This window comes from Streptomyces sp. NPDC048506 (assembly GCF_040651315.1).
Lineage (GTDB): Bacteria > Actinomycetota > Actinomycetes > Streptomycetales > Streptomycetaceae > Streptomyces.
Genome location: NZ_JBEZIX010000010.1, coordinates 17,072 through 41,128 on the forward strand (window position 1 = coordinate 17,072; position 24,057 = coordinate 41,128).

A 24,057-nucleotide genomic window follows, 5' to 3' on the forward strand; every position below is an offset into this window, starting at 1 on the left:
CTCCTTCTTGCTGTGCTGTCCGGGCGGCATTGTTCCGCCTGCGAAAAGGCCCCGCACACTCGGGTGCGGGGCCATGCCTCATCGGCCGCATGCGACGTTATCGCTGGCCTACTCGATCACGCGAGGGGCCAGGTTGCGCTCCGGGGTCCAGGTCTCCTCGTCCTCGACGAGGTAATCGGGGCGCTGTCCGGTGGTGCGCTCCTTGTCTCCCTTGCCCTTGTCCTTGCCCTTCGCACCGGCAGCGCCGGCAGCTCCGGCCGCAGCCTGTGTGCCGCCACGGCTGCGGTGCAGTCCGGCGCCGCCCTGCTTGGCACCGCCGGTCGGACCGCCCGGCTTGCCGACCAGACCGCCACGGGTACGCGCCTGCGGCCCGCCGCGGCCGGCCACCACGCCCTTGCCGCCCGCCTTGCCGCCGACCCCGGCGCCCGGCATACCGGGGCGCATCCCGCCCGCGCCGCCTGTACCGCGCGTACCACCGGACATACCACCGGGCATGCCGATGACACCGGGCGGGACCGCGCCTCCGGGGAAGCCGCCCGTACCGCCGGTCACGCCGTGACCGCCACCCGCCGGGCCGTTGCCGAAGGTGCCACCGGCGACCGTCGGCGGGGCGAGGGTGCCGCCCTGCACGCTGTCGAGTCCGGTGGTCACCGGCAGTTCGGGCCGGCTGATCTTCGGGCCGTCGAACCCTGCCGGAACGGCACCGCCACCCGCACCGTTGTGCGTCTTCGGCGCGTGCGGCATCTGCGACGAGGTGCGCGGGTGGCTGCCGCCGATCACCGGCATGTGCACCGGGGGCGGCGCGGGCCTGGAGGAGGGCTCCTTCGGCCAGTCGCCCCTGGGGCCTCCCGGATCCACCCCCTCCTGGAGAATCCCCGCGTTCCCTTCGTAGTTGGCGGCCAGCTCGTCCATCACGATGACCGCTTCGACCTGGCGCTCCTTGGTCAGGGACAGGTTGTCCCGGTTGAGCTCCAGCGCCATGCGGGTGTCCATCTTGGGATTCGCCATGTCCCGCTTGAACTGGCTGTCGTCGCCGCTGTCGTCCATCGCACGGTCCATGACACCGGGGTCATGGATCTTCGACATGGTCTTCTTGGCCTCGCGGAGGCTGTGGGCGACGCCGCTCTCCGGTCCGGACGAGCGGGTGCCGATCAGGGTGGACTCGACGTTCCGGGAGTGCTGGTAGGTCCTGTCGATCTTCTCGAGGACCTTGCCCGCCTCCCTGCGGAACGCCTGCGCCGCCGCGCCCTCCCAGTGCGCCGACGCGTGATCGACGGCGTCCATGAATGCCTTGCGGATGCCGCCGTGGCCGTCCTCGCCGCCCAGCCGGTCGGCGGAGGCGCGCCAGTGGTGCCCCGAGGTCTCGATCGCCTCGGGGTTGGCGTGCTCGATCATCGCCCGGAGCGCGTTGAGGCCGTGGTGGTGGAAGTCGGAAGGAGACCGGCGAGTGAGGCCACGCCCCTTGAACGACTTCAGCCGCTCTTCCCGCTCGTGCTCCTTCCGCTGCCGCTCCATGTCCTTGGCACTGTTGTACTCCTGCCTGGCGTCAACCACGCCGGCCCCCCTTCATCGCCGTCCCTCGCATCCGTGCCGCCACGCCCTGCTCAGCCGTTCATCGAGGTCTTGGCGTCGTGCTCCTGGTCCTCGTACGCGCCCCGGCTGGCTTCCGTCTTCTCGCCGAACTTGTGGATGAGGTCCTGGAGCGCGTCGATGACCTGCGACATGTAGTTCTGCATGTCGTCATGGGCGGACCCGATTTTGCCCGCCTCGATGAAGTTCACGCCGAACGCCGACTTCGGAATCGTGGTGCTGTACTTCACCTTCTGGCTGGGATCGTCCATATCGCCCCGAAGGTGACGCAGCTGGCGTACGACACTGTCTAGTTCGTCGAGGTCGACCTTGAACCGCTCGCTCATTACCGCTCTCCCCGTTCCCCGTACCTCGTTCGTCCCCCTCGAACCGCCCCGTGAAGCCGCCGCGATAAGGGCAAAATAAAGTCAATAAATACTAGGGAGTTGACACCCTCGATCGCAAGATCGAAAGTCGTGTTCTGTCCCGTTTGGCGCGGGTTGGTTCCCCAGTTTGTAGAGGGGTTGTTACCTACGCGGCGGAACGCTTCCACAAGGCTACCGAAACGGCGCCGAAGCGCCCCGCCCGCACCGGCGCCGAACGCCCCCGATCACGCCCGCAGCGAGGCCAGTTCGACCACCGTGACGTCCGGTGGCGCCCCCAGCCGTACGGGTGGGCCCCAGGCCCCCGCGCCACGGGTCACATACAGCTGGGTGTCGCCGTAGCGCTCCAGGCCTGCGACGGTCGGGTTGGTGGCGGCGGCCACGTAGGTGAAGGGCCACATCTGGCCGCCGTGGGTGTGGCCGGAGAGTTGCAGGTCCACGCCGTAGCGGACGGTGTCGTGGATGGTGACCGGTTGGTGGGCCATCAGGACCACGGCGCGCGCGGGGTCCCGGTCGCCCAGGGCCAGGTCGTAGTCGGGGCCCGCGTGGTCGGTCTCACCGGCGAGGTCGTTGACGCCCGCGAGGTCGAAGCCGGGGAGCTCGGTGCGTGCGTTCTCCAGCGGGTGGATGCCCAACTCCCTTACGTGCTCGACCCATGGGGCGGCGCCCGAGTAGTACTCGTGGTTGCCGCTGACGAAGTACGCGCCGTACCGGGAGCGCAGGGACCGCAGCGGTTCGGCCGCGGGCGCGAGGTCGGCGACGCTGCCGTCGACCAGGTCGCCGACGATGGCGACCAGGTCGGGGTCGGTGCGGTTGATGGTCTCGACGACGCGGCGGGTGTGGGCGCGGCCGAGGATCGGCCCCAGGTGGATGTCGCTGACGACGGCGATCCGGAAGCCGTGGGCGGCGCGGGGCAGTTTGGCCAGCGGGACCGTGATGCGTTTGACGGCCGGGCCGCGGAACGTCGTCGCGGTGCCGTAGCCGACGGCGGCGGTGGCGGCCAGGGACGCACCGGCGGCGACGGCGCGGGCGATGAACAGCCGTCGGGGCGGGGTCGGGAGCGGGGGGAGGGCGGGGGTGTGGGGTGGGAGCAGGGTGGGGGTGGCGGACGGTGCCGGGGAGGGCGACGGGGGCGGGGAGGGAGCTGGGGCGGGGGTGGAGGCGGAGGCGGAGGCGGAGGCCGCCCGGTCCTCAGGAGCGTGGTCGTCGCCCTTCCGGGCCGTCTCGGCCTTGCGAGCCGTCTCGCGCTTCCGGGCCGTGGGGAGCCGTTGCCACACCGCCCGTACGACCTCGCCGGCCAGCAGCGCGACCGTCAGGTAGAGGACCAGGGCGAGCCACAGGTAGCCGGGCCAGGCCAGCGCCTGTTGGAGGGGGAAGGGCAGACCGGCCCGGCCGGCGAGCAGCGCGGCGAAGGCGATCAGGGCCAGTGCGGACAGCACCAGGGCGCCCGTGCGGCGCAGGCGGCTGTCCGGCGCGGTGGTGTCGCGGACGAGCCGGCACCACAGATAGCGGTGCACGCCGAAGAACAGCCCCAGGGCCGGGACCACGATCAGGGCGAACATCACGGCGTCTCCCCTCGCTGCGGTGTGTGCGGGCTCACTGTTGCACGGCAACCGTGCACAGGACGGTGCACGTCCTACCGCCCGACACCTCGGACGCGCCCTGGCACCCGGGGGATGCGGCCCGACGCGGGAGGCGACGCGCTGATGGCAACCACCGCACGTGATCCACGGAACGACGGGGCACAGAACCGGATCGCCACGACGCTCACGGCGCTACAGAGCGATCTGGCCCGCTCCGAGGGGAAGGCCAGCCTGCTGCTCGCCTTATCCGGGGCGGCACTTGTGGCGCTGGTCTCGGCGGCCGGGGGACTCCGACTGTCCACGTCGGCCGCGGTGGCCGGGGCGCTCGGCGCCGCCGCGCTGCTGGCCGCAACCGTGCTGCTCCTGCTCGCGGTGCGGCCGGACCTGGGGGGCACCGGCTGGACCAGCTGGTCCCGGTTGACCGACGACGAGTTGGGCGAGCGGCTGGCGTCCGGGTACCAGGTGGAACACCTGCGGTTCATGGCCGCGCTCGCCACCCGGAAGTTCCGGCTGATCCGAGCGGCGGTCGACTCCCTGATAGCCGGACTCGGCCTGCTGGCGGTCGCGACGGCCCTCGCCTGGACGACATGACCACGTGACCACGTGACCACGTGACGACGTGACGACGTGACGACGTGCCCGCCGGTCAGTCGGACGCCGCGTCCGCCCGGTCCGCCGCCGGCAGGTCCGTCCCGTTCGCCGCTTCGCGCCGCAGGCCCCGCACCCCGCGGAACCCGATCACGCCGATTGCCGTCCCCAAGAGAAAGGAAGCCACCGCGAGCAGCAGATGAACCCAGAAGTAGGCGGTCGGGTCACCCGCGTCGTCGAAGGCGAGACCACTCCCGTCTTTCCAGAGGTTCTTGACGAAAGTGATCCAGATGAACCAGCTCCACACCCCGAAGGCGAGCAGGAACCAGGCCACGGGGCGAGAGAGTGTCGTGCGGGTGCGGGGGGCGGCCCCGGGAGAACGCAGCATGCGTTCCAGTATGGGCAGCGGCTCCATCCGGCGGTCGGGAGGGGCACTCTTCCGAGGGGTGCTGGCGGCCTCGCGGGCAAAGGGGGGTACGTTCAGCGACGTGCCGACGACCTTCTGTGCTTCCACGGCTTCCACCCGTCCGACCGCGCCCACCGTCCGGTCCGACGCCGCCCCCGCCGGTGACGCCGGGCGTGCGGCGCGGATCGGCTCCTCCGTACGCACCGTCGCCGCGCTGGCCGCCTCCGGGCTGCTGGCGTCGCCGCTGCTGGCCGGGGCCGCGTACGCCGATTCCAAGGCTCCCGCGCCGCCGGCCAAGATGTCGCAGATCGGCGGCGAGCGGCTGGGCACGCCCGGCGTCCAGGTGGAGCTGCGGCCCGGTGCGCCGAAGCTGCCGGGGCCGGATGCGCTGACCGCCCGCTCCTGGATCGTGTCCGACGCCGAGTCCGGCAAGGTGCTGGCCGCCAAGAACCCGCACTGGCAGCTCGCGCCGGCCAGCACGCTGAAGATGCTGTTCGCGGACACCGTGCTGCCAAAGTTCCCGAAGGACCGGAAGCACACCGTCAAGCCCGCCGACCTGGCGGGGATGGGCATCGGCAGCAGCATGGTCGGGATAAAGGAGAACCTGACCTACACGGTCCACGACCTCTGGCTGGGCGTCTTCCTGCGGTCCGGGAACGACGCCGTGCACACGCTCTCGGCGATGAACGGCGGGACCGAGGCCACCGTCCGGCAGATGCAACGGCGCGCCAAGGACCTGAACGCGAACGACACCCATGTCATCACCCCCGACGGCTATGACGCGCCGGGTCAGGTGTCGAGCGCCTACGACCTGAGCCTGTTCGCCAGGGCGGGTCTCCAGAACGCCGACTTCCGCGAGTACTGCTCGACGGCGAGCGCGCAGTTCCCCGGCGACAAGGGCAAGGACGGCAAGCGGGCCACGTTCGGCATCCAGAACACCAACCGGCTGCTCAGCGGGGACTACGACATCAAGCCGTACCCCGGGATCGCGGGGGTGAAGAACGGCTCGACGACGAACGCCGGGTCCACCTTCACCGGCCTGGCGCAGCGCGGAGACCGCAAGCTGCTGGTGACGGTCATGAACCCGGCGAAGAAGGAGCACAACGAGGCCTACCGGGAGGCCGCCAAGCTGTTCGACTGGGGATTCACCGCGGCCGACAAGGTGGAGCCGGTGGGCCGGCTCGTCGGGCCGCGCAGCGAGGACGACGGTACGGGCGCGGTGGCCCCCAAGGGCAAGGGCGGGAACCAGAACACCCAGGCCGCGCTGGACAGCACCGACGGTTCGAGCGTCTGGACCTCGGTGGGGATCGCCGGTGGCGCGCTGGCGCTGGTGGGCGGCGTGGCCCTGGTCGTACGCCGCCGACGCCAGCAGCCGGCATCGGCGCAGGACGGCGGGCGGGGGCAGCGCCCCGGGGAGTGAACGGGGGCGGCGGGGGCCGGGTGCCTCCGCCGCGCCGGTGAGCGGGCCGGAGATCGGGTCGGTGAGCGGGCGGTGAGCGGGCCGGAGATCGGGTCGGTGAGCGGGCCAGGGACGCTGCTAGTGGGTGTCTTCGCGCCCCTCGGGCGTCGCGTCCGTACCGTCGGTCTCCGGCGTCGCGTCCCTGTCCCTACCGTCGCCCTCGGGCGTCGCGTCCGTACCCTCGCCCTCGTCCGTCGCATCCCGTTCCCCCGCCACGGCCGTCCACGAGGCGCAGTACACCAGCAGCTTCGCGGTGAAGTTGATCCACAGCAGCAGGGCGATCGGGGTGCCGAAGGCGCCGTACACGTTGCGGGCGGCGACGCCCCGGAGATAGCCGCTGAGCAGCAGTTTCAGCAGCTCGAAGCCGATCGCGCCGATCAGGCCGGCGGTCACCACGGCGCGGCGCGACGGGCGGGCGCCGGGGAGCTTGGTGAGGACGTACACGAGCAGGACGAAGGCCGCGAGGACGGCGATGCAGAAGCCGGCGGCCGAGAGCAGGCCGGCGCCGACGCCGGTCCCGGACAGCCCGATGGCGTCCGCCGCCCAGCCCACCGCGGCGGTGGCGAAGGCCGAGCAGCCGAGCGAGACCACTGCGACGCCGCCGAGCCCCAGCAGCAGGGCGCCGTCGCGCAGCTTGCCGCGGAAGAGGTTGATGTCCTCGTCCTCCTTCTCCCACACGGCGCGCAGGCAGTCGCGCAGCGAGTCGACCCAGCCGATGCCGGTGAACAACAGCAGCGCGCCGGCGACCAGGCCCACCGTGGCGGCGTTGTTGACGAGTGCGGCGAGGTCCAGCTGCCCGGAGATACCGGGGAACTGTTCGGCGATCTTGCCCTGTAGCTTGTGCAGTTGGTCGTCGCTGAGCAGTGCGGCGCCGATCGCGGCGGCGACGGTGAGCAGCGGGAAGAGGGCGACGAAGCTGGTGAAGGTGATGGCTGCGGCCAGCCTGGTCCACTTGACCCGGAGCATCCGTTCGTAGGAGCGCCAAAGGTGGGTGGTCTTCAGCCAGCTGACGGCCGGTCCGATCACCGGCAGCCTGTTCAACCAGTCCATCGCGTTCCCCTCGTCCCCCGTCGCTCACCGGTCCGGGCCGGGCGCAGGGTGGGTGCTCCGACCGATCCGGAACTTTAGCTTCCGCCTACCCCGGAAGCGCCCTCGGCCATGCGCCCCGCCCATGCGCCGGCGCTCCGGTCGTCCGGGCGGCCGAGGCGAACGACGCGCGGGCGAAGGGGAGTTGGGGCGGCCGGGGTGCGGGTGAGGAAACGGTCTCCGGCAGTACGAGAAGCCTCCTGCTAGCGGAGTGGCGCTAGCAGGACGGCGCCGGCGGCCGGGAGAGGTCCGCGACCTGGCGCGGGACGCCGGCCGACTGGGGGCCGAAGGGGTACTCCCGCTCCAGGCGCCACACCGCGTCCGCGCCCTGCTCGTACAGGGCGAAGCCGCCGATCGTCCAGGTCGCGGAGAAGTCGCCCAGCTCGGCCTGGGCGCGGTCCATGGCGTCCTCGGCGATGCCGTGCGCAACGGTCACATGCGGGTGGTACGGGAACTGTAGCTCCCGGGCGCAGGGGCCGGAGGCGGCGCGGACCCGGGCCTGGAGGGCGGTGCAGCCCGCCTCGCCCTCGGTGACCTTGACGAAGACGACTGGGGAGAGCGGGCGGAAGGTCGCGGTGCCTTCCAGGCGGAGCGGGAAGGGGCGGGAGCCGGCCGCGACCGCGGCGAGGTGGCGTTCGATGCCGGGCAGCGCGTCGGCGTCGACCTCGGTCGGCGGGAGGAGGGTGATGTGCGTGGGGATGCCGTGTGCGGCGGGGTCCCCGAAGCTCTCGCGCTTCCGCTGGAGGAAGCTGCCGTACGGCTCCGGGACCGCGATCGAAACGCCCAGCGTTACGGTCCCCACGGCGTTCTCCCTCCTGACGTGTGTGCGACGCGCTCGCGCACCCTCATAGTGTGCCGGGTGTGCGCCCCTCGCGGGGAGCGTCCTCGGCCCTCGTGCGGGCAGGACCGTCTGCCCCCGTGACAGGGGGCCCGGGGCCCTGTATGGTCCGCGCGGCCCGCTCGGACGGGACGCGCGGACCGGTTCTCCGTCAGTGCTTGGCCGGCAGCAGTCCGAGCCGGTCATACGTGGTGGCGAGGGTCTCGGCGGCGACCGCGCGGGCCTTCTCGGCACCCTTGGCCAGGATCGAGTCCAGGGTCTCGGGATCGTCCAGGAACTCCCGGGTGCGGTCCCGGAACGGTGTGACGAAGTCGACCATCACCTCGGCGAGGTCCGTCTTGAGGGCGCCGTACATCTTGCCCTCGTAGGACTGCACCAGGTCCGGGACGGACGTGCCGGTGAGCGTGGAGAGGATCGTCAGGAGGTTGCTGACGCCGGGCTTGGCCTCGCGGTCGAAGCGGATCACCGTGTCGGTGTCCGTCACCGCGCTCTTGATCTTCTTCGCGGTGACCTTGGGGTCGTCCAGCAGGTCGACGATGCCCTTGGGCGAGGACGCCGACTTGCTCATCTTGATCGACGGGTCCTGAAGATCGAAGATCTTCGCCGTCTCCTTGACGATGTACGGGTTCGGGACGGTGAAGGTGTCGCCGAACCGGGTGTTGAAGCGGTCCGCGAGGTCGCGGGTGAGCTCCAGGTGCTGGCGCTGGTCCTCGCCCACCGGAACCTGGTCGGCCTGGTAGAGGAGGATGTCGGCGACCATCAGCACCGGGTAGGTGAACAGGCCGACCGTCGTCCGGTCCGCACCCTGCTTCGCCGACTTGTCCTTGAACTGGGTCATCCGGGACGCCTCGCCGAAGCCGGTGACGCAGTTCATCACCCATCCGAGCTGGGCGTGCTCGGGGACGTGGCTCTGCACGAAGAGCGTGCAGCGCTCCGGGTCGAGGCCGGCGGCCAGCAGCTGGGCGGCGGCGATCCGGGTGTTGCGGCGCAGCTCGACCGGGTCCTGCGGGACGGTGATCGCATGCAGGTCGACGACCATGTAGAAGGCGTCGTGGGACTCCTGGAGCGCCACCCACTGGCGCACCGCACCGAGGTAGTTGCCGAGGTGGAAGGAGCCGGCGGTGGGCTGGATGCCGGAGAGCACACGCGGACGAGACTGCATGGCGGAGCCATTCCCCCGAGGGTGGTGGTGGGCGACGGGCGGGCGATCGAGAGCCATGGCACCGATTGTCTCAGGTCGCGCGCGCTCCCCGGCGCCTGGCCGGGAAGTCGCACGGGGACGGGCCGCCGGGACGGTCCGGCGGCCCTCCCGTGAGGTCAGTCGCCGGTCGGCAGGCCCGGCGCCGGGTGGGCCGCCATCAGCTCGGCCACCTCGGCACGGATCACCGCCAGCGCGTCCTCGTCGCCCGCCGCCGCGGCCCGTACGCCCCGGTCGATCCACTCCGCGACCTGCGGCATCCGGTCCGTGCTCAGACCGCGGGAGGTCAGGGCGGGGGTGCCGATGCGGATGCCCGAGGGGTCGAAGGGCTTGCGCGGGTCGAAGGGGACGGTGTTGTAGTTGACGACGATGCCGGCCCGGTCCAGGGCCTTGGCGGCGACCTTGCCGGGGACGTCCTTCGAGGTCAGGTCGATCAGCACCAGGTGGTTGTCGGTGCCGCCGGAGACCAGGTCGTACCCGCGGGCCAGCAGCGCCTCGGCGAGCGCCTTGGCGTTGGCGACGACGGCGTGCGCGTAGTCCCGGAAGGACGGGGCCGCCGCCTCGCGCAGGGCGACCGCGATGGCGGCGGTGGTGTGGTTGTGCGGGCCGCCCTGGAGGCCGGGGAAGACGGCCTTGTCGATGGCCTTGGCGTGGCTCGCCCGGGACATCAGCATGGCGCCGCGCGGCCCGCGCAGGGTCTTGTGCGTGGTCGTGGAGATCACGTCCGCGTGCGGTACGGGCGAGGGGTGGGCGCCGCCCGCGATCAGGCCGGCGATGTGCGCGATGTCCGCGACGAGGACGGCGTCGACCTCCCGCGCGATCTCGCCGAAGGCGGCGAAGTCGATGGTGCGCGGGACGGCCGTACCACCACAGAAGATGATCTTCGGGCGCTCCGCGCGGGCGAGGTCGCGGACCTCGTCGAAGTCGATCAGCCCGCTGTCGGCGCGGACGCCGTACTGGACCCCGCGGAACCAGGTGCCGGTCGCCGAGACGCCCCAGCCGTGGGTGAGGTGGCCGCCCATCGGCAGCGCCATGCCCAGCACGGTGTCGCCGGGCTCGGCGAAGGCGAGGTAGGCGGCGAGGTTGGCGGGCGAGCCGGAGTACGGCTGGACGTTCGCGTGGTCGACGCCGAAGACGGCCTTGGCGCGCTCGACGGCCAGCGTCTCGACGCGGTCGATGTTCTGCTGGCCTTCGTAGTAGCGACGGCCCGCGTACCCCTCGCTGTACTTGTTCTGGAGGACCGTGCCAGTGGCTTCCAGGACGGCGGCGGAGGCGTAGTTCTCGCTGGGGATCAGCCGCAGTGTGTCGGCCTGGAGCCGCTCCTCGGCGCCGACCAGGGCGGCCAGTTCGGGATCGGCGGCGTGCAGCGCGGGGTGGGAGACGGGTGCGGACGGCGGAAGTGGCATGGCGCGCTCCGGGGTGGTCGATCGGTGGTCCGGTCGGTTCCCGGGTGCCCAGGCGGGCGGCACCTCGTGAGGGTGGCCGCACACCGCTCCCTCGGGGTCGCTTCCCCGTACGCCAGTCGCGATGCGCACCGCAGAGTCTAGACACCCGCTCCGCGCCGAGGCGTCGGCAACCCCGACCGTGCACACCGCTTCCTATCAAAAACACCCCGCGGCACTATAGAGGGGCATATTGCTGCATTTTCCCCTCTTCCCCTCTATAGCGCTGTCTACCGAAACGGAGTCACGGTGACCTCCACGGAACGCGGCATCGCCGCCGCCGAAGCGCACAGCGCGCACAACTACCACCCGCTCCCCGTGGTGGTGGCCACCGCCGAGGGCGCCTGGATGACGGATGTCGAGGGCCGGCGCTACCTGGACATGCTCGCCGGGTACTCGGCGCTGAACTTCGGGCACGGCAACCGCCGCCTGCTCGACGCCGCCAGGGCCCAGCTGGAGCGGGTCACGCTCACCTCGCGCGCCTTCCACCACGACCGGTTCGGCGACTTCTGCACCCAGCTCGCCGAGCTGTGCGGGATGGAGCTGGTGCTGCCCATGAACACCGGCGCCGAGGCGGTCGAGACGGCGCTCAAGACGGCCCGCAAGTGGGGCTACCGGGTCAAGGGCGTCCCGGACGGGCGGGCGAAGATCATCGTCGCCGACAACAACTTCCACGGCCGCACGACCACCATCGTCTCCTTCTCCACCGACCCCGAGGCCCGCGCCGACTTCGGCCCGTACACCCCCGGCTTCGAGATCGTCCCGTACGGCGACCTGGCCGCGCTGGAGGCGGCCGTCGACGCCGACACCGTCGCCGTCCTGCTGGAGCCGATCCAGGGCGAGGCGGGCGTGCTGGTGCCGCCGCCGGGCTATCTGGCGGGCGTACGGGAGCTGACCCGCCGCCGGAACGTGCTGTTCATCGCCGACGAGATCCAGTCCGGCCTGGGGCGCACCGGCCGGACCTTCGCCTGTGAACACGAGGGCGTGGTGCCGGACGTGTACGTCCTGGGCAAGGCGCTGGGCGGCGGGGTGGTGCCGGTGTCGGCGGTGGTCTCGTCCCGGGAGGTGCTGGGCGTCTTCGCGCCCGGCGAGCACGGCTCGACCTTCGGCGGCAACCCGCTCGCCTGCGCCGTGGCCCTGGAGGTCATCGCGATCCTGCGCACCGGTGAACTCCAGCAACGGGCCATGGAGTTGGGCGAGCACCTGCACAGCGAGCTGCGGCTGCTGGTGGGTGACGGCGCGGTGGACGCGGTGCGCGGCCGCGGGCTGTGGGCGGGCGTGGACATCAATCCGTCCCGCGGCACCGGGCGGGCGGTCTCCGAGCAGCTGATGGCGCGCGGGGTGCTGGTCAAGGACACCCACGGGGCGACGATCCGGATCGCGCCGCCGCTGGTGATCAGCAAGGAGGACCTGGACTGGGGGCTGGCTCAGCTCCGGAACGTGCTGGAGGAGTGACGGGGCCGCGACGTGCAGCGGGTGGCCGGCGGGCGAGGAGGCCCTGGCCGCTCGCTGCGCCACGCCCCGCGGCCCTGCCCCACGACCCCGCTCAGCGGCCACGCCCCACGGCTCCGCTCAGCGGATCACATGGGGCAGGAAGCGCGCGTACTCGTCCGTGACCGGGCCCGCCGACTCACGGATGCCCAGCCCCGCCGCCTCGTCCTCGACGACCCAGGCACCGAGCACCACCCGGTTGCCGTCGAAGTCCGGCAGCGGCGCCAACTCCTGGTAGCAGCAGGGGTCTTCGGGCCCGCGCAGCACCGCCTCGGCGCCCGGCCCGTGCAGCGTGACCCCCGCCCCCTCCCGGCCGAGCAGTGGCTTGGCCGCGTAGCCGCGGGTGTGCGCCAGCTCGCGCGGGCCGTCGAGGTACGCGGGCAGCAGGTTCGGGTGGCCGGGGTAGAGCTCCCAGAGGACCGCCAGCAGCGCCTTGTTGGAGAGCAGCATCTTCCAGGCCGGTTCGATCCAGAGGGTGGAGCCCGTGCCGCCGCCGTTGTCGAGCGTGTCCAGGACGTACGGGCCGAAGTCGTCGGTGGCCAGCCACTCCCACGGGTAGAGCTTGAAGCAGGACCGTATGAAGCGCAGCCGCTGATCGACGAAGCGCCCCGCGAGCCGGTCCCAGCCGATCTCCTCCATCGGTATCGACACCGTCTCCAGGCCCGCCTGCTGCGCGGTCTCCTCCAGGTAGGCCACGGTCATCAGGTCCTCGCCGAGCTCGTCGCCCGCGGAGTGCGCGAAGTGCAGCGGCGCGCCCGGCGGCAGCAGCGGCGCCTGCCGCTTCCAGGCCGCCACCAGCCGCTCGTGCAGCGAGTTCCACTGGTCGGCGCCGGGGAAGCGCTCCTCCATCCAGAACCACTGCGGACTGGCGGCCTCGACCAGCGAGGTCGGGGTGTCGGCGTTGTACTCCAGCATCTTGGCCGGCCCGGTACCGTCGTAGTGCAGGTCGAACCGCCCGTAGAGGGACGGGAGTTCGTCGCGCCGGCGCCAGGACTCGGCGATCAGCCCGGCCAGGCGGGGGTCGTCGATGCCGAGGTCGGCGAAGCGGTTCCGCTCGACGATGTGCGCGGCCGCCGCCAGGCACATGCCGTGCAGCTCCTCGACGACCTCCTCCAGGGCCTCGACCTCGGCGAGGGTGAACGTGTAGTACGCGCTCTCGTCCCAGTACGGGCGCAGCGAGTCGTCCGGGTAACGGGTGAGCGGGTAGATCAGGCCCTGCGCCTCGACGGTCTGCTGCCAGCCGGGGCGGGGCTCGATGGTGTGGCGTTCCATGGCGTGCCGTACCGTGCCGCGCCCGCTCAGCCGCCGAAGGAGCCGTGCCGGCCGCCGTGCGAGCCGGAGCCGGAGCCGGAACAGCCGAAGCCGCCGCGGTTGACGGCGGTGGTCCTGCTGAACGTGCCCTCGTCGGCGTATGCGCCGCCCTTGTTGCTCGGGTCGTAGTACCACTGGGCGTCCATGGCCCGCTTGCCCGTGCCACCGCCGCGGCCGCTCTTGCCGTAGCCGCCGGTGCCGCCGCTCGTACCGCTGCTTCCGGAGGACGAGCCGCCGCCCGCCGAGCAGTTCTTGGCCTCGACGATGCGGTAGCCCTTGACGACGTCGTAGCTGTTGCGGTCGACGCAGCGCTTGTCGGGCTCGGAACCGCAGGACGTCAGGGCGGCGGCTAGGGCGCCCATACCGCCCAGGATCACCGTGCTCGACCGCAGCCGTCGGCGTGCCTTCTCGGACATCTCTTCTCGCTTCCCCCGTGGACGGACAGCTGTCTGCCCGTACCTGCTCGGACGCTCCGGGACAGACGTCCGGTGAGCCGGGCCAGCCTAGAGACCCCCGCCGCGCACCCGGCAGACCACCCCTGCCCGGTTTCCGACTCCGCCCCTTACCGGTCTCCTTGCAGAAGGCCCCGGCGTTCACGCCGGGGATGGACGTGATCGCGTTCGCCGTTGAACTCCTTCAGCTCCACTTCGAAGTCCTCGCACACCTTGCGCATGACCTCTTCGCAGCGAGTCAGCATCTCGTCATCGAACACGCCGCGCCGGTACTTCGTCACAAAGACCAAGTGCACATGCATCGCCGAAACAACGTGCCTACCTCGCCTGTAGTCGTTCTGATCCTCCACGAGACCAATCGCAGTAGGGTCGTGGTCGTGCAGCTCCGCTACAACTACCGGGCCTACCCGGATGCCTCCCAGCGCGGCGCGCTGGCGAAGGCGTTCGGGTGCGCCCGCGTGGTGTGGAACGACTGCCTGCGCGACCGCAAGGAAGCGCATGCGGCGGGGCTGCCGTACGTGACGTCGGCGGAGTTGTCCCGGCTGCGCATCACCCAGGCCAAGCGCACCGAGGAACGTGCCTGGCTCGCCGATGTGTCGGCGGTCGTTCTGCAACAGTCCCTGCGGGATCTGGACACCGCGTACAAGAACTTCTTCGACGGTCTGGGCGGCAAGCGGCGGGGCCGGAAGGTCGGGCCGCCCCGGTACAAGTCGAAGAAGGACACCCGGCAGTCGATCCGCCTCAACACCAATGCCTTCTCCCTCCAGGACGACGGCACGGTGTACGTGGCCAAGGTCGGCAATCTCAAGGTCAGGTGGTCCCGCCGGCTTCCGGCCGCGCCGACTTCCCTGACCGTCACCAAGGACAGTTCGGGTCGGTACTTCCTCAGCTTCGTCGTGGACACCGAGCCGGACATCCTCCCGGAGGCGGAGGAGGAGTGCGGTATCGACCTCGGCCTGTCCGTCTTCGCCGTCCTGTCCGACGGCAGCAAGATCGACAGCCCCCGCTTCTTGCGCAGGGCCGAGAAGAAGCTCAAGCGTCTTCAGCGGGAGCTGTCCCGCAAGGCCAAGGGGTCGAAGAACCGGGCCAAGGCCCGCATCAAGATCGCACGCCAGCACGCCAAGGTTGCGGACCGGCGCCGGGACTTCCACCACAAGGCTTCCACGCAGATCATTCGCGACAACCAAGCGGTGTACGTGGAGGACCTCGCGGTATCCGGCCTCGGCCGCACTCGGCTCGCCAAGTCCGTGCACGACGCGGGATGGTCCGCGTTCGTCGGCATGCTGGAGTACAAGGCGGCTCTGCACGGCCGCACCTTCGCCAAGGTGGACCGGGCTTTCCCATCCTCTCAGGTCTGCTCGGCCTGCGGATACCGGGACGGTCCCAAACCCCTGCACGTCCGGGAGTGGACGTGCAGCCAGTGCGGCACCGTGCACGACCGCGACCACAACGCAGCACGCAACGTCCTCTTCGAAGGACACCGAATCGTCGCCGCCGGACGGGCAGAGACGCTAAACGCCTGTGGAGCGCCGGTAAGACGGGCACACGTGCCCGCACAGCGCGGTGAAGCAGGAAGCCACCGGAAGGGTCAGCCGACCCAGGTCGGAATCCCTGGACTTTAGGCCAGGGAGCACGTCAAAGTCGGCTCCATGGTCCTTGGGATGATCTGTGCGCTTGCCTCCGCGGTGTGCTTCGGCACGGCGTCCGTCCTCCAGGCGGTCGCCGCGCGCGACACCGCCCCCGGCACCGGCTCCGGAGTCGACCCGCGACTGTTGCTGCGGGTGCTGAAGCAGTGGCGGTACCTCCTCGGACTGGCGCTGGACGGGCTCGGTTTCGTCCTGGAGCTGATCGCGCTGCGGGCGCTGCCGATCTACACGGTCGGGGCGGCGCTCGCGGCCACCCTCGCGGTGACCGCGGTGGTCGCGGCGCCGGTGCTGCACACCCGGCTCAGCCGCCGTGAGTGGCTCGCGGTGGGGGTGGTCTGCGGCGGGCTGGCGATGCTGGCGCTGGCCTCCGGCGTGGAGGGGCACCTCCGGGGTACGCCGGGGCTGCGCATCGCGACGCTGGTCTTCGCGCTGGCGCTGCTCGCGCTGGGTGCGCTGGCCGGCCGGCTGCCGGAACGGGCGCGGGCGGCGGTGCTCGGACTGGGCGCCGGCCTCGGCTTCGGGGTGGTGGAGGTCACCGTCCGCCTCATCGACGACTTCACGCCGACCGCGCTGCTCACCAACCCCGCCGTCTACGCCCTGCTGATCGGCGGCGGCACGGCGTTCCTGCTGCTGACCACCGCCTTCCAGCGGGGCTCGGTCACCGCCGCCACCGCCGGCATGGTGATCGGCGAGACCATCGGCCCGGCGCTGGTCGGCGTCGCCTGGCTCGGCGACCGCACCCGGGAGGGGCTGGCCCCACTGGCCGCGGCGGGATTCGCGCTGGCGGTGGTCGGCGCGCTCCTGCTGGCCCGGTTCGGGGAGGCCCCGGCGGCGGAGCGGAACGCGGCGGAGGACACGGTGGCGGTGGACGGCGGGTAGCGGCGCGCGGGACGCGGCGGGTAGCGGCGCGCGGATGCTTTCCGCCATGCGTGTGCACCGGATGGTCACCCTGGGCATGGTGAGCCGGCGATGGCAGCCCTCTAGGGTGAGCCCACCGTCCCCTGTCCGAAGGATGACGCCAGGCCATGACACACGGCATCCCCGCGCAACCCGCGCCGCTCCCCGCAGATCTGACACTCCGTCACCCAATACCCGCGGACCACGCCCGGCTCCAGGTGGCCCTGGCGGACTGGTGGGGCGGACTGGGCGGCGAAGCCGGCGCACTGCAACGGCAGTTGCTGGTACCGCGGCTGTTCCTGCAACACTTCGCCGGGACCAGCTTCTTCGTCGAGCGCCCCGACGGCACCCTGCACGCCTTTCTGATCGGCTTCCTGTCCCAGACCGACCCGGAGACGGCGTACATCCACTTCGTCGGGGTGCGCCCGGACGGCAAGCGCGCCGGTGTCGGCAGGGCGCTGTACGAGCGCTTCTTCGCACTCGCCCGGGACGCCGGACGCAGTCGGGTCCGCTGCATCACCAGCCCCAACAACCGGGATTCGGTCGCGTACCACACCCGGATGGGGTTCCGTCTGGAGCCCGGCGACCGGGTCGACGAGCACGGCACGCCGGTGCTGGTGGACTACGACGGGCCGGGGCTGGACCGGGTGGCGTTCGTGCGGGAGGTGTGACGGGTCGCGGGGGAAGGCCGGGGCTGTGCGGTGCGTACGGGCGCTGTGGCCGGGGCCGCGCCGTGCATGGCGCGGCCCCGGGAGGCTCAGATGCGTTCGGCGGCGATCAGCAGGTACTGGAAGCTGCCGTTGCGGTAGGCGTTCAGGAAGGTCTCCTCGATGCCGGTGACCAGGTGGTCGGCCTGCCGGCGCAGTTCCCAGTACGGAATCGCGGCCTCCGTCAGGTCCTGGACGTGCACGGGGACGAGCCTGTTGCGGGCCATGGCGTGGAAGTACGCCGAACGGGGGTGGATGTCGCAGATGTAGTGGGCGTTGATGAGGGACACCTCGCGGGAGGCCCGCCCGTAGGCGTCGTTGTAGCAGCCGGTGATCACGACGTACCGGCCACCGCGCCGCAGCAGCCGCGCGTGCTCCGCGAACAGCAGCTCCAGCTCGACGTACATGGTCGACTCGTTGTTCCAGGACGCCGCGTACCCGCCGGCGGCCAGGCCGGTGTCGAGCATGTTGCGGTGGTGGTAGCGCACCTTGTCGTCGATACCGCGCTTGCGGGCCTGCTCGTTGGCGAAGTCGGCCTGCTTGGCGGAGATCGTGGCCCCGTCGGTGTGGCAGCCGTAGCGCAGGTGGGCGACCACACTGCCGCCGCCGCGTCCGCACCCGGCGTCGAAGACCCGGTCGGTGGGAGAGAGGTTGCCGAGGTGGGAGGCGAGGAGTTCGGCCTGGGCGTGTTCCAGCCGGTGCAGTTCACCGGTGACCCGCTCGCGGCGGCGGTCGGGGTCCGGCTCGTCCAGCACCGAGAAGTCGGCGTCCCCGATGCCGTAGTGGTGGTGGTACAGGTCGTCGATCCTTCCGAGTTCGAGGTTGACCGGGTTCTCCTCGGCGTTCCAGTAGTCCGCGACACGGGACTGGTACGTGGACTGGGTCGGCACCGGCGTGCGGGCGGTGTCGGCGTGGGTGATGGTCAACGGTGACTCCTTGCCGTGGTGCGCGGGATCGGACTACCAGTAGTTGGGCAGCTGGTAGCGGTCGGTGTTGGTGGCGTGCCACTCGTGGTTTCCGGCGACCCAGTCGGCCAGGCCCCGGACGTACCTTTCGAGGAGGGGCGAGGTGGCGGACAGCGGGGCCGACTCCGTCTCGAACGCCTCCATGACCTGGTTGTGGATCTCGATGCTCTTCAGGTAGGCGGCCTTCAGACCGCGTTTGTCGTTGGCGGCCACCACTTGCGGCAGGTTCAGGTGGTTCGGGTCACTGGCCAGTTCCTTGGTGAAGGAGTAGAGGTCGTTGACGATGGTGGTGGCGTTGCAGGCCAGCGCCGTGACCCGCTGGACCTCGGGGCGGGCGTAGAGCGCTTCGGGCAGCTCGTAGCCGTCCACGGCGTCGACGAGGGACAGGCAGGGGCGGAAGTTGTTGAACTGCCGCATCACCAAGTACTCCCAGACCTGCGGCACGTGTCGCGACTCCGCCCAGGAGGCCTCGGCGAGATAGCCGAGGTGCAGCCGGGCCATGTCATGGACGAACCGGTCCGTCTGGCTGGGGGTGGCGAGGGCCGCGTAGTCCTTCATGGCCGCGTGGTACGAGCGCAGGGGGCCGTCGGCCTGCATGCCGCGGCGCCACTCCTCCTCCACGGCGGGGGTGCCGTGGAACGGGTCGAGGGCCGACTGCGCCAGGATCAGACGGCCGCCCAGGCTGCGGCGCGCGGCACCCCGGCCTTCGTCCTCCTCGCAGTAGCAGCTGTCGACGATGTTCTCGGCCAGCAGGAACTCGCCCGCGACGGTGAGGCGTTCGAGATCGGCAGCACCGGGATGCTGGAGGACGACCGCCCGGCCGCACTGGAACTGCGCGAAGTCGCCGGTCCACTGCGGGGGGAAGAGATCCAGCCGGCGGGCCCAGGCCTCCAGCCTGCGGTCGATCTCCGCGCTCTTCTTCGGGTCGGCGGGAACGGCGGGCCGGTACCTCAGCCCGGGGACGGCCCCGCCGCGTCGGGCCCGCAGACTGCGGGCGGGGTTGGGCGGTCCGGGCAGCGCATACCCGGCGGCGGTAGTGGGGGGCGTGCTCATGATTCGTCCGTACTCCACCTGGTCAGTCGGCGCTCCGGCCGATCTGGACGTTCTCCAGGACGCCGGCCGCGTCGGGCACGAGGATGGCCATCGAGTAGTAGGCGGTGACGAGGTACCTGATGATGGCGGCGTCGTCGACGCCCATGAAGCGGACGTTCAGGCCGGGTTGGAACTCCTCGGGGATACCGGTCTGGTACAGCCCGACGACTCCTTGGTCCGCCTCTCCGGTGCGCAGCGCGATGATGCTGCTGGTGTTCTCGTCGCTGATCGGGATCTTGCCGCAGGGGAAGATCGGCACGCCGCGCCAGGCGGGCACCTCGTGCCCGTCGACGTTCGCCGTGCCCGGCACCAGTCCGCGTTTGTTGCACTGCCGGAAGAAGGCGGCGATCGCCTTCGGGTGGGCCAGGAACAGCCGTGTCTTGCGGCGCATGGACAGCAGCTCGTCCATGTCGTCGGGGGTGGGCGGGCCGGTGTAGGTGCTGATCCGCTGGCCGTAGTCGGCATTGTGCAGCAGCCCGAACTCCCGGTTGTTGACCAGCTCCCACTCCTGGCGTTCGCGGATCTCCTCGACGGTGAGCCGGAGTTGCTGCTGGGTCTGGTCCATGGGCTCGTTGTAGAGGTCGGCAACCCGGCTGTGCACCCGGAGCACGGTCTGGGTCAGCGAGAGTTCGTACTCGCGCGGGGCGAGGTCGTAGTCGACGAAGCCGCTGGACAGCGTCGGCTCGCCGACGTGTCCCGCCCGTACCGGCACATCCGCCTCTCCCTTGCGGTTCACGGGGCGCTGCTGCTGCTCCGCGTACGCCGCCAGGTGTGCGGCCAGGGACGGCACGCGGTCGGTGTACTCCTGGATCACCTCCCAGGGCAGCGCCAGGAGCACGCCGGCCGTTTCGGCCCGGACCGAGCTCTGCCACAGCGGGTCGGGCCGGCCGATCGCCTCGTCCCCCATCTGGTCGCCGTCGGTGACGACGCCGATGACCTCCTCCTCGCCGTACTTGCCGGCCGTGTAGCGGGCGAACCGGCCGTGCACGACGAGGTACGCCTCGGTGGCGCGCTGCCCCGTCTCGAAGAGCACCTGGCCGGCCCGCACCTCCCGGACCCGGAAGCGGCCGGCGATCTCCTTGAGGACCTCGATGTCGTCGTAACCGCGCAGGACGGGCAGCTCGGTGAGCGTCTGGGGGATCACCCTGATGTCGTCCGCGCCGTTCTGCTCGAACTGGACACGGCCCCGACCGACACGGAGTTGCAGACGCCGGTTGACCCGGTAGGTGCCGCCCTGGACGTCCACCCATGGCAGCGCCTTCAGCAGCCACCGCGAGGTGATGGCCTGCATCTGCGGCTCGGACTTGGTGGTGGTGGCCAGTTGGCGCGCGGCTTGTGTGCTGAGGCTGGTGGGCGCACTGTCTGCGGGGGGTTCGAGAACGGGCTCTTCGGTAGCGGAACCGGTGACGCTGTCCGGTACGGACACATTCCCTCCCGGGACGTGAACAGAGGTGAGCAGAACGGCCGGTCGTGCGCGGCGGGCGGCGATGCGCGGGATCAAGCGAAACAGGCCGGAGATCATCTCGGAACGGCGCGAAAGGGGGCAGCCTCGCATTCACGAGTCACAAACCCCCGAAACAGTGCAAACGCCCAGCGATCGCACCTCCGCACGCCCTCCACCCACGGCGTGTCCCGGGAATACCAGCGACGAACCCGGCCCCCGCATGCCACAGCCACTCGCCGCACGCCGCGTGCCGCGTACCGCACGCCGCAGCCCCAGCCCCAGCAACAGCAACAGCAACAGCGGCACGCCACAGGTCCGGACGCGATCACTGCACGAGCGGAGGCAACCCCAGGCGCACGAAACCCTTCCTTATCGGCAGGGATCTTTTCGCGGAACGAACAGGGGGCATCGTGCGTCGACGTTCACTTGCCGCCACGGCGGCCGCACTCACCTTGGCCATCACCCTCGGCCTGGGGCTGGTCGGCTGCGGCTCGCCCCGGATGTCGGCCCTGCACTCCAACTGCACGACGAAGAGCCTGCGCTGGAAGCTCACCCTGCTGAAGAAGAAGCCGCACAGCACACACCGCGACGCACGGCTGTCCATCGCCAACAAGGGCCCGGGCCCCTGCGTCTTCCACGGCTTCCCGGCCTTCGCGGTCCACGTCGGCAAGGGCCCCGAGTCCGACGCGAAGGGCCACGGCCGGCCCATGCCCATAGACCTGCGGCGCGGCGGCACCCTGACCACCGCACTGCGCTACAAGGACTCCGACCGGGTCACCCAGCCCCACGGCTGCATCGTCAGCAATGACACAGCCGTGGTCGCCGCCCCGCGCGACCCCCGGGACGGCCGCCCGATAACGGCCCGGGACGAGGCGGGCAGGCGGACCCAGATGAGCGTCTGCGAGGACACCATCTGGATGAGCCCGCCCAAGGAGATCGCGGACTAGCCCGTGTCTCTCGTGGTCACCGCGGCTGGTAGGTGGTGGCCAACACGGAGACGGTGACCCGGTCTGGCGGGAGGCCGGCATCGTTCAGGTCTGCACGGCTCACGTGGCGTGCGCTCGGCGTCATCGCCACCAGGTCCAGGGCCTCCAGCTTGGCCAGGGGCGTCGGGTACTCCACCCGTGCGGTGACGGTGGCCTCGAAGAAGGGATCCAGCGCCCGGTGCAGGCGCTGTTCCTTGGCCGGGTCGATCGTGACCATCGCAGGCAACTGGCCACGCAGCTCGGCCAGGTGCCGCCCGGTGGGACGGACCACGATCAGCCGGCCGGTCGAGCGGAGCACTCGGTGGAACTCGGCCGGGTTGCGCGGGGCGAACACGTCCAACACGACATCGGCCACTCCGCCGGCCAGCGGAAAGGGACGGAAGACATCCCAGGCCGCTGCGGCGGCTCGTTCATGGACACGAGCCGCTGAGCGCAGCGCGCGCACCGACGTGTCCAGGCCCAGACCACGAGCGCCGGGCAACTGGTCCAGTACGCCGGCCAGGTAGTAGCCCGTGCCGCACCCCACGTCCACAACCGTGGCCTGCTCAGGCGCGGAGTCGGCCGCCAGGCGGGCCACGACTTGGCGAATGGGCGCATACATGCCGGTGGACAAGAACCGGTCCCGGGCCCGAACCATGGCCGCGTCGTCGCCGCTGGTGGCACGGTTGCCCGTAAGCAGACTGGCGTAGCCGTGACGGGCGACGTCGAAGGTGTGACCCGTCGGGCAGCGCAGTGCGCTGCGGTCGGGGTGCAGGCGATGCGTGCCGCACGTGGGGCAGCACAGCAGGTCGAGGGACTGTTCAAGGGCGGGCGGAAGCAACACGGGCACGAGACACTCCTGGCAAGGGTGAAGGGAAGAGACCGTGCCTGCATGCGCGCTCAGAAAGTCACTGCCTCAGGAAGGAACGGGCAGCGCCGGGAACGTGGTTCACGCAGCAGGCACACCGAGGAGGGCGACGCCGTCCGACATCGCCCTCAGCGTCTTCCACTCACAGGAAGCAGCAGTGCGGGGTGCTCATGAATGCCACGCCATGAGTCTACGAGCCTCGGCGAAGCCCGCACGTCCGCCGAAGTCAGGAGACACCCCTTAGCCAGGGTGCGGATCCGGGTGGGGGTGACGGCGCATCTCGACGTTGCAGTCGACCACCTTCGACCTGTCCCCGACGGCACGCGCCGCCGCGCGTTGCCCGGCCAGGGCGACGCACACATCGCAGCCGGCGACCGGCTCGGGTTCCGGCACCGACACCGGGTCCGTCAGGTGAACAGGGCGGCACCTACGGGCCATCAACCCACCACCTCCACACCGTGGATCCAGCGCGGACCGGCATCGAACCCGTGCACTGCGAGCCACAGCACGCGCCGCCGTGCACGCTGCAACCGCTGTTCCCGCCGCTCCGCGGGCGTGAGGACGTACGGGCGGACCAGGGCAACGCCTTCGCCTGGCGGCAGCGGAGCGGGCACGGGTGACCGGCGCTCGCCCGGTGCGCCGGCAGACAGCACCAAGCGCCGGCCAGCCGGCGCCCGGTGGCGCCCCGGCGCAGGCAGCAGTAACCGCAACAGCGGCTCGAAGATACGGGCGATACAGTTCGGCATGTCGACCTGCTTCCATCAGGTTGGCCACGCCCCCGGACGGTGACCGCCGTCGCGGGGGTCCTTGCTCTGCGTGAGCATCGCTGGCTACCACGGGACGCCGAAACCACGGACAATGGACACTTGGGGACGTCCCATGAAGGGCAGAACGTCCCTACCGACGTCCGGGGAGAGACGAAGTGCAGAACGAGCGATTACGCGCCGCCATGGCAGCAGGGGGCTGGACTCACGCGAGCCTGGCGGCGAAGGTTGGCGTTGATCCCAAGTCAGTGGAGCGGTGGGTCAACCTGGGACGCACCCCGCACCGGGAAACGGCCATGCAGGCCGCCGAGACCATAGGGGAAGACGTGTTCGCACTCTGGCCCAAGCTACGGCAGGCGCGAGCCGCAAGGGCCGTCAGTCCCGAATTGGTCGCGCTGTACAACCAACGGGCAGACCTCCCCGTATCCGGCTTCGTTGACCTCTTCTCCCAGGCACGGGAACGCATAGACGTGCTCGTGTACGCAGCCGTATTCCTGCACGAGGCATATCCACGTCTCAATGACCTCTTGCGCGAACGAGCTGCGGAGGGCTGCACCGTACGGATCACGGTGGGCGACGCAGACAGTTCGAACGTCCAACAGCGCGGCCACGAAGAGAAGTTCGGCCACGGCATCGAATCGCGCTGCCGACTCGCACTCATGCACTACGGGCCTCTGGTCAGCACACCGGGAATCGAGCTACGGACACACGGAACGACCCTCTACAACAGCATCTACCGTGCCGATGACCAGATGCTGGTCAATACGCATATGTGGGGAGTGAACGCCTACGGTGCGCCCGTGTGGCACCTTCGACGGAATGGCGACGGGGGCATGTTCGACAGTTACGCCGAGAGCTTCAATGCCGTCTGGGCTACGGCAGCCCCCGTAGAGGAAGACTGAG

General features: G+C 70.8%; 23 protein-coding genes, 1 pseudogene and 1 riboswitch. Of the genes and pseudogenes, 8 read left to right on the top strand and 16 right to left on the bottom strand.

What is annotated here, in order from left to right; genetic code table 11:
* Positions 1–108: 108 nt before the first annotated feature.
* From AB0C96_RS10165 to AB0C96_RS10175, 3 genes are all read right to left on the bottom strand, one after another.
* Positions 109–1,554 carry a hypothetical protein gene (locus AB0C96_RS10165; protein WP_362915633.1) on the bottom strand — a complete coding sequence of 482 codons (1,446 nt, stop codon included), beginning with the start codon at positions 1,552–1,554 and terminating at the stop codon, positions 109–111.
* 50 nt (positions 1,555–1,604) lie between these two features.
* On the bottom strand, positions 1,605–1,916 hold the full coding sequence (locus tag AB0C96_RS10170) for a hypothetical protein (protein ID WP_362915635.1): 312 nt from the start codon (positions 1,914–1,916) through the stop codon (positions 1,605–1,607).
* 263 nt (positions 1,917–2,179) lie between these two features.
* The gene (locus AB0C96_RS10175) at positions 2,180–3,517 is read right to left on the bottom strand and encodes a metallophosphoesterase (RefSeq protein WP_362915637.1); all 1,338 of its coding nucleotides are present in this window, start codon (positions 3,515–3,517) and stop codon (positions 2,180–2,182) included.
* A 141-nt stretch (positions 3,518–3,658) separates the two neighbouring features.
* On the opposite strand from AB0C96_RS10175, the gene AB0C96_RS10180 reads away from it, so the two are divergent.
* Positions 3,659–4,126, top strand: coding sequence for a Pycsar system effector family protein (locus AB0C96_RS10180; RefSeq protein ID WP_362915639.1), 468 nt, complete (start codon positions 3,659–3,661; stop codon positions 4,124–4,126).
* Positions 4,127–4,181: 55 nt separating this feature from the next.
* Here the strand turns inward: AB0C96_RS10180 and AB0C96_RS10185 are convergent, their stop codons facing one another.
* Complete coding sequence (locus AB0C96_RS10185; RefSeq protein WP_362915641.1) at positions 4,182–4,511, bottom strand: hypothetical protein; 330 nt, start codon at positions 4,509–4,511, stop codon at positions 4,182–4,184.
* A 10-nt stretch (positions 4,512–4,521) separates the two neighbouring features.
* Between AB0C96_RS10185 and AB0C96_RS10190 the strand changes: the two genes are divergently transcribed.
* Positions 4,522–5,949, top strand: a complete 1,428-nt coding sequence (locus AB0C96_RS10190; RefSeq protein ID WP_362915893.1) for a D-alanyl-D-alanine carboxypeptidase — start codon at positions 4,522–4,524, stop codon at positions 5,947–5,949.
* 117 nt (positions 5,950–6,066) lie between these two features.
* Here AB0C96_RS10190 and AB0C96_RS10195 read toward each other — a convergent pair whose 3' ends face one another.
* From AB0C96_RS10195 to glyA, 4 genes are all read right to left on the bottom strand, one after another.
* On the bottom strand, positions 6,067–7,038 hold the full coding sequence (locus AB0C96_RS10195; protein WP_362915643.1) for a YihY/virulence factor BrkB family protein: 972 nt from the start codon (positions 7,036–7,038) through the stop codon (positions 6,067–6,069).
* Positions 7,039–7,291: 253 nt separating this feature from the next.
* On the bottom strand, positions 7,292–7,876 hold the full coding sequence (locus AB0C96_RS10200; RefSeq protein ID WP_362915645.1) for a 2'-5' RNA ligase family protein: 585 nt from the start codon (positions 7,874–7,876) through the stop codon (positions 7,292–7,294).
* 187 nt (positions 7,877–8,063) lie between these two features.
* Positions 8,064–9,074: a tryptophan--tRNA ligase gene (trpS, locus tag AB0C96_RS10205; RefSeq protein ID WP_362915647.1), complete on the bottom strand. Its 1,011-nt coding sequence runs from the start codon at positions 9,072–9,074 to the stop codon at positions 8,064–8,066.
* Positions 9,075–9,229: 155 nt separating this feature from the next.
* Complete coding sequence (gene glyA, locus AB0C96_RS10210; RefSeq protein WP_362915649.1) at positions 9,230–10,516, bottom strand: serine hydroxymethyltransferase; 1,287 nt, start codon at positions 10,514–10,516, stop codon at positions 9,230–9,232.
* A gap of 39 nt (positions 10,517–10,555) precedes the next feature.
* A riboswitch (ZMP/ZTP riboswitch) is annotated at positions 10,556–10,646 on the bottom strand.
* A gap of 155 nt (positions 10,647–10,801) precedes the next feature.
* Here glyA and rocD point away from each other — a divergent pair.
* Entirely contained in the window at positions 10,802–12,007 is a 1,206-nt protein-coding gene (rocD, locus tag AB0C96_RS10215; protein ID WP_362915651.1) for an ornithine--oxo-acid transaminase, read from the top strand.
* Between the two features lie 117 nt (positions 12,008–12,124).
* Here rocD and AB0C96_RS10220 read toward each other — a convergent pair whose 3' ends face one another.
* The 3 genes and pseudogenes from AB0C96_RS10220 to tnpA form a co-directional block, all read right to left on the bottom strand.
* On the bottom strand, positions 12,125–13,315 hold the full coding sequence (locus tag AB0C96_RS10220; RefSeq protein WP_362915653.1) for a glutathionylspermidine synthase family protein: 1,191 nt from the start codon (positions 13,313–13,315) through the stop codon (positions 12,125–12,127).
* Positions 13,316–13,341: 26 nt separating this feature from the next.
* On the bottom strand, positions 13,342–13,770 hold the full coding sequence (locus AB0C96_RS10225; RefSeq protein WP_362915655.1) for a hypothetical protein: 429 nt from the start codon (positions 13,768–13,770) through the stop codon (positions 13,342–13,344).
* A gap of 188 nt (positions 13,771–13,958) precedes the next feature.
* Positions 13,959–14,156 (bottom strand): annotated as a pseudogene (gene tnpA / locus AB0C96_RS10230) (IS200/IS605 family transposase); the annotation flags it as partial.
* A 27-nt stretch (positions 14,157–14,183) separates the two neighbouring features.
* Here tnpA and AB0C96_RS10235 point away from each other — a divergent pair.
* From AB0C96_RS10235 to AB0C96_RS10245, 3 genes are all read left to right on the top strand, one after another.
* Positions 14,184–15,428, top strand: coding sequence for an RNA-guided endonuclease TnpB family protein (locus AB0C96_RS10235; RefSeq protein WP_362915657.1), 1,245 nt, complete (start codon positions 14,184–14,186; stop codon positions 15,426–15,428).
* A gap of 39 nt (positions 15,429–15,467) precedes the next feature.
* Positions 15,468–16,331 carry a hypothetical protein gene (locus AB0C96_RS10240; protein ID WP_362915659.1) on the top strand — a complete coding sequence of 288 codons (864 nt, stop codon included), beginning with the start codon at positions 15,468–15,470 and terminating at the stop codon, positions 16,329–16,331.
* Positions 16,332–16,477: 146 nt separating this feature from the next.
* Positions 16,478–17,020 carry a GNAT family N-acetyltransferase gene (locus tag AB0C96_RS10245; RefSeq protein ID WP_362915661.1) on the top strand — a complete coding sequence of 181 codons (543 nt, stop codon included), beginning with the start codon at positions 16,478–16,480 and terminating at the stop codon, positions 17,018–17,020.
* An 86-nt stretch (positions 17,021–17,106) separates the two neighbouring features.
* On the opposite strand, the gene AB0C96_RS10250 is transcribed toward AB0C96_RS10245, so the two are convergent.
* Genes AB0C96_RS10250 through AB0C96_RS10260 form a run of 3 tightly spaced genes read right to left on the bottom strand, consistent with a single transcriptional unit; the run spans position 17,107 to position 20,539 of the window.
* The gene (locus AB0C96_RS10250) at positions 17,107–17,982 is read right to left on the bottom strand and encodes a geranyl diphosphate 2-C-methyltransferase (protein ID WP_362915663.1); all 876 of its coding nucleotides are present in this window, start codon (positions 17,980–17,982) and stop codon (positions 17,107–17,109) included.
* A gap of 33 nt (positions 17,983–18,015) precedes the next feature.
* Entirely contained in the window at positions 18,016–19,074 is a 1,059-nt protein-coding gene (locus AB0C96_RS10255) for a family 2 encapsulin nanocompartment cargo protein terpene cyclase (RefSeq protein ID WP_362915665.1), read from the bottom strand.
* A 22-nt stretch (positions 19,075–19,096) separates the two neighbouring features.
* Positions 19,097–20,539 carry a family 2B encapsulin nanocompartment shell protein gene (locus tag AB0C96_RS10260; protein ID WP_362915667.1) on the bottom strand — a complete coding sequence of 481 codons (1,443 nt, stop codon included), beginning with the start codon at positions 20,537–20,539 and terminating at the stop codon, positions 19,097–19,099.
* 428 nt (positions 20,540–20,967) lie between these two features.
* Here AB0C96_RS10260 and AB0C96_RS10265 point away from each other — a divergent pair, with 428 nt between their 5' ends.
* On the top strand, positions 20,968–21,504 hold the full coding sequence (locus AB0C96_RS10265; protein ID WP_362915669.1) for a DUF4232 domain-containing protein: 537 nt from the start codon (positions 20,968–20,970) through the stop codon (positions 21,502–21,504).
* Between the two features lie 16 nt (positions 21,505–21,520).
* Here the strand turns inward: AB0C96_RS10265 and AB0C96_RS10270 are convergent, their stop codons facing one another.
* Together AB0C96_RS10270 and AB0C96_RS10275 are read right to left on the bottom strand one after the other, a co-directional pair.
* A complete protein-coding gene (locus AB0C96_RS10270) occupies positions 21,521–22,372 on the bottom strand; it encodes a putative RNA methyltransferase (RefSeq protein ID WP_362915671.1) in 852 nt (283 codons plus the stop codon).
* A gap of 455 nt (positions 22,373–22,827) precedes the next feature.
* Complete coding sequence (locus AB0C96_RS10275) at positions 22,828–23,136, bottom strand: hypothetical protein (RefSeq protein WP_362915673.1); 309 nt, start codon at positions 23,134–23,136, stop codon at positions 22,828–22,830.
* Positions 23,137–23,312: 176 nt separating this feature from the next.
* Between AB0C96_RS10275 and AB0C96_RS10280 the strand changes: the two genes are divergently transcribed.
* Positions 23,313–24,056: a helix-turn-helix transcriptional regulator gene (locus AB0C96_RS10280; protein WP_362915675.1), complete on the top strand. Its 744-nt coding sequence runs from the start codon at positions 23,313–23,315 to the stop codon at positions 24,054–24,056.
* Position 24,057: the final 1 nt, after the last annotated feature.